The following is a 4168-nucleotide window of genomic DNA, read 5'->3' as shown; positions in this document are numbered from 1 at the left end:
TGGTCGAAGTGCATGATCTCGATCTTCTCGGTCTCCTTCATGTGTGTCCTCCCATCACATGTGCGCGATTCTATACATCGCGCTTCTTGCTGATACCAATTATAGCCATACGATTGCTCATTATTTAATACCAATCTAAACTCACGGAGATTTACGGCGAACGGTCGGTTTCCTCGCCCGAGTGGTATTACAACGCCATTAGTTGTCTAATTCGAGCAGCACTGCAACGAACACTCCGCAACTCGCCATCTAAAACTACGTTGCGCCAAACCCGCCCTAGTGTTTCCGGCGCAACCGCGCAGTTCGGTTATTCGGCTTCCATCTCTGCTATCACACGACGATACATATCGATAACCTGAGTTGTCGCCTTAGACGGATCCTGATAGTAGCGGCCGTCACACGTCTCGGCCGAGGCATAGCCCGTATAGCCGTGGCGCATGAGCGCCTCGAGGTCGGCACGCATATCGCGCTCGCCGTCGCCCCAGGCAAGATGCGTCGTGCCGCCGCCGACATCCACAAAGTGGGTGTGGACGATCTTGTCGCCCAAGACCTCAAAGTAGCCGTCGATTGTGTCGCCGGCAACTTCCATGGCGCCAAAGTCGATACAAGCCTTCAGGTTGGGACGATCGACCGCCTCGAGGATGCGCGCGACGTCCTGCGCGGTGTTGACCAGCACGGACTCCGACGGCTGCAGCGCCTCGAGCGCAACGCGAATGCCGCGCGTATCGGCATAGTCGCATACCGAACGCAGCATGGCAACGCTGCGGGCCCAGGCGTCCTCAGCCGGCTCGTCCAGATAGGCCCAACCACTCGTCACCAGAATCTGCGGCGCACCCAGCTCAACGGCAACGTCAATGACATTCTTAAAGTACGAGAGTATGCGCTTTTGGCCCGCCTCACCACGCACCGCGACATTCCACGGCTTGGGGTTGTTCTGCTCGGGGCACACGCACACGATCTTGATGCCGTACCGGGCGGCAAGATCGCGAATCTTATCCACCGAATCGTGCTCGTGGCAATCCACATACAGGTGCATCGAGCCAGTCCACAGCTCGATATTGCGATAACCCGCCTCGCCTGCAGCCTTAAAGAACGTCTCGATGCTGTAGTAACGATGGTTGATGTTCATGAGCGAAAGCTCGGGTACGGCCATAGTCCTCCCCTTTCGTACGGGCTTTTAAAAAACAGGGGGCTGCCGCACATGCGACAAGCCCCCAAAGATCGACGCAACCGTTAGACGCGATGGAAGCGCGATTTAAACATATTAGGCAAGCACGCCAAAGAAGGCACCGATGATGCCGATGACCATGGTGCAGAGAATCAGGACCATCGGGTTGATCTTCTTGGAGAGCAGCCAGTAGTAAATCCAGAAGGCGGCCATGCCGAGCATGCCGGGCATGATGCCGTCCAGGATGTCCTGGAGGGTCTGGGCGGAGTCGCCCTGACCGATGGCGACGGGCAGCGAAGCCCAGAACATGTCCTTGCTCATGGCGCCGACCACCATGACGCCGACGATGCCGACGCAGGCCATGATCTTTTGCATCAGACCGGTCTTCTGAGCCTCGTTGAGGAAGCCAATGCCCAGTTCATAACCCTTGATAGCGCCAAAGATACGAATCAGGAACGCCGGGATGTTATAGATGAGCAGGAAGGCGATGGGGCCAAAGGCGTTGCCGGCCTGGCACAGGCTGATGCCCACGGCAGCGGCAACAACGCGCAGGGTGGACAGGAAGAAGGAGTCACCCAGACCGGAAAGCGGGCCCATGAGGGCGGCCTTGATGTCGTTGACGCTCTCGGGCTCAACCTCGCCGCGAGCGACCTTCTCTTCCATGGCCATCGCGATGCCGCCCACGAAGGGAGCGAGCTGCGGGGTGATGTTGAAGAATGCGCTGTGACGGTGCAGGGCCTCGGCGTAATCGTCGGGACGGCCGGCATAGATCTTCTTGAGCATGTTGGCGACCATCAGGCAGAAGGCAATGTTCATCTGCTTGTAGTAGGTCCAGGAGAACTCCATGCCCAGAGCGCCGGTACTCAGAGAGCTCTTAATGAGGTCGGAGCGAGTAATCTGGTTCTCGGAATTAGAAGTCATCGTCCTCATCCCCTTCCACAGAAAGCTGGGGCTGGGCGCCACCAAGGCCCAGCAGGTCGAACTTGTTGATGCCGATGATGATTGCGATCAGAGCGACACCGAGGACGGGCACGTTGGCATAGGAGCACATCAGGAAGCCCAGGAAGTAGAACGGCACGAGCTGCTTGGTAAGCACCAGACGACCGAGCATGGCGAAGCCCATGGCAGGCAGGATGTTGGCTGCGACGCCAAAGCCATCGAGGACGAACGTCGGGATGAAGTCGAGCAGGCCCTGAACGGCGTCGGCACCCAGATAGAAGGAGACCGAGCACAGGATAAAGGCCAGGACGACAATCACGAGACCGATAATCCAGTGCATAGCGTAGATACCCTTGAGGTTACCCTTGCTGGCAAAGACGTCGGCACGGTCGACCAGAAGGGGCATACCGGCGTTGACGACGTTCTTAATGGCCAGGCACAGAGTGGCGATGGGCATCGCGAGCGCGATAGCGGCCTCGGTGCTCTGACCCAGCTGAATAGCGAAGGCGCAGGCGAGCACACCGCCAATACACTCATCGGGCGGCACGTAAGCGCCGATGGAGATTGAACCCATGAAGAGCAGCTCGAGGCTCGCACCGATGGCGAGGCCGGACTGCAGGTCCCCGAGGACTATGCCGACGAGCGGGCACAGAACGATCGGGCGGAACGCATAGAGCGTACCGAGCTGATAATCGAGCTTACCGAAGGCAGCGATAAGTCCGATGAGGATCGCTTGAACAAGCATTGTTCCTCCCTTTGATCCCTCTTGGATCCGCGCGGCGATTCCCGACTTGTCAGCGCGCCCTTTTCCATGCCGACAATCGCCTAGACAGATCCAGCTTGTACCGGTGTGCTGTTAACACCTAAACCGGTGCAAATGATTTGATACCAATTATATAGTCATGAGAAAACTATTTAATACCAATCGCTCAACGGGCGTGTACTCCCGGTGAACGGTAGATGGGGGTAACGGGTAAAGCGTTTATCCGGTACGCCCACGAATAGGGGCGGCGCCGTGCGCGCCGCCCGTGGTTCCCAATTAGAGGGCGCTTAGGGCATCGACCTTGGGGTCGTCGGCCAGAGCGCGAATCTCGACCTCGACACCGCGGCCGACGAGCTCACGAATGTCCTCTTCCTCGGCAGCAGTCACAAAGATCTGGCGGGAGATCTTACGGGCATCGGGACGCTGCTCGTCCTTGGACTTGGTGTTGCCCAGGTTGATGGAGGTGATCTGCGGGCAGCCGTCGACAAGCTGCTTGGCCTCGGCGATGCTGGCGACGCAGATGATCATCTTGTACTTATCGGTAACACCGGAGTTGATGGCCTCGATGGCGTGCTCCATGTCCTTGATGACGAGCTTGACGTTGGCCGGCTTTCCCATCTTGAGCGTAGTCTTCCAGACGGGATCGTTGGCAACCTTGTCGCCAACGCAGAAGATGCAGTCAGAGCCCAAGCCCTGGACCCAAGAGACGGCCACCTGGCCATGAAGCAGACGATGGTCGACGCGAAGCAGTTGAATCATGATTGACCCCCAAAGGTCTCATGCCGGAAACCCGGCCCCATTAATAGCAGGCGGAGACTAGAACTCTTCCTCGTCATCCGCATCGGTCAGCAGATCGTTGACAAACTTGACGCGCGTGTCGTCAGCCGCGAGGATCTCGCGGATAACCTGATCGGCGGGAGCCTCCTGATCCGAGAACAGTAGCTGGATCAGCAGCGGCAGGTTCATGTTGGCGACAAGGTAGGTGTTGGGACGCGTCTGAACGATCTTGGTGAACTCGTTGTTGACGCTACCGCCAAACAGGTCGGTGCACACAATCACGTCATCGGCAGGGTCGATGGTCGCCAGCAGCTTTGCGGCCTCCTCGGCGACGTCGGTGCGACCGTCGACAAACATCGATAGATCGTGAACGTTATCGCGCGCGCCCGAGAGCAGCTCGGTGCTCTCTTTAATGCCGGTCGCAAAATGCGCGTGGCTGGCGAAGATGTATTGCCTCATTACAGTTTCCCCCAAATGGAATTAGTAGTCGAACTGGTGGTAGTAGCGGCGGTACTTGAGGT

The 4168-nt window shown here is 58.0% G+C and carries 5 protein-coding genes; all 5 read right to left on the bottom strand.

The features are described 5' to 3' along the window. Positions 1-307: 307 nt before the first annotated feature. Positions 308-1153, bottom strand: coding sequence for a sugar phosphate isomerase/epimerase (locus DWZ22_RS09980; RefSeq protein ID WP_118406049.1), 846 nt, complete (start codon positions 1151-1153; stop codon positions 308-310). Positions 1154-1264: 111 nt separating this feature from the next. Further along, complete coding sequence (locus tag DWZ22_RS09975) at positions 1265-2089, bottom strand: PTS system mannose/fructose/sorbose family transporter subunit IID (protein ID WP_369831513.1); 825 nt, start codon at positions 2087-2089, stop codon at positions 1265-1267. Then, positions 2079-2852, bottom strand: coding sequence for a PTS sugar transporter subunit IIC (locus DWZ22_RS09970; RefSeq protein ID WP_055252642.1), 774 nt, complete (start codon positions 2850-2852; stop codon positions 2079-2081). The genes DWZ22_RS09975 and DWZ22_RS09970 overlap by 11 nt, the downstream gene beginning before the upstream one ends. A 294-nt stretch (positions 2853-3146) precedes the next feature. Then, positions 3147-3629: a PTS sugar transporter subunit IIB gene (locus DWZ22_RS09965; RefSeq protein ID WP_055252644.1), complete on the bottom strand. Its 483-nt coding sequence runs from the start codon at positions 3627-3629 to the stop codon at positions 3147-3149. 57 nt (positions 3630-3686) lie between these two features. Next, positions 3687-4106 carry a PTS sugar transporter subunit IIA gene (locus DWZ22_RS09960; RefSeq protein WP_055252646.1) on the bottom strand — a complete coding sequence of 140 codons (420 nt, stop codon included), beginning with the start codon at positions 4104-4106 and terminating at the stop codon, positions 3687-3689. Positions 4107-4168: the final 62 nt, after the last annotated feature.

Origin of the sequence: Collinsella sp. AF31-11, from assembly GCF_003475605.1 — a bacterium.
GTDB lineage: Bacteria > Actinomycetota > Coriobacteriia > Coriobacteriales > Coriobacteriaceae > Collinsella.
Note: the sequence above shows the minus strand (reverse complement) of the source record. Positions and strands in the feature narration are given on the sequence as shown.

Excerpts from the sequence above, each read along its gene's own strand:
- DWZ22_RS09975 (WP_369831513.1), bottom strand. The coding sequence starts at position 2,089 with ATGACTTCTAATTCCGAGAACCAGATTACTCGCTCCGACCTCATTAAG.
- DWZ22_RS09965 (WP_055252644.1), bottom strand. The coding sequence starts at position 3,629 with ATGATTCAACTGCTTCGCGTCGACCATCGTCTGCTTCATGGCCAGGTG.
- DWZ22_RS09980 (WP_118406049.1), bottom strand. The coding sequence starts at position 1,153 with ATGGCCGTACCCGAGCTTTCGCTCATGAACATCAACCATCGTTACTAC.
- DWZ22_RS09960 (WP_055252646.1), bottom strand. The coding sequence starts at position 4,106 with ATGAGGCAATACATCTTCGCCAGCCACGCGCATTTTGCGACCGGCATT.
- DWZ22_RS09970 (WP_055252642.1), bottom strand. The coding sequence starts at position 2,852 with ATGCTTGTTCAAGCGATCCTCATCGGACTTATCGCTGCCTTCGGTAAG.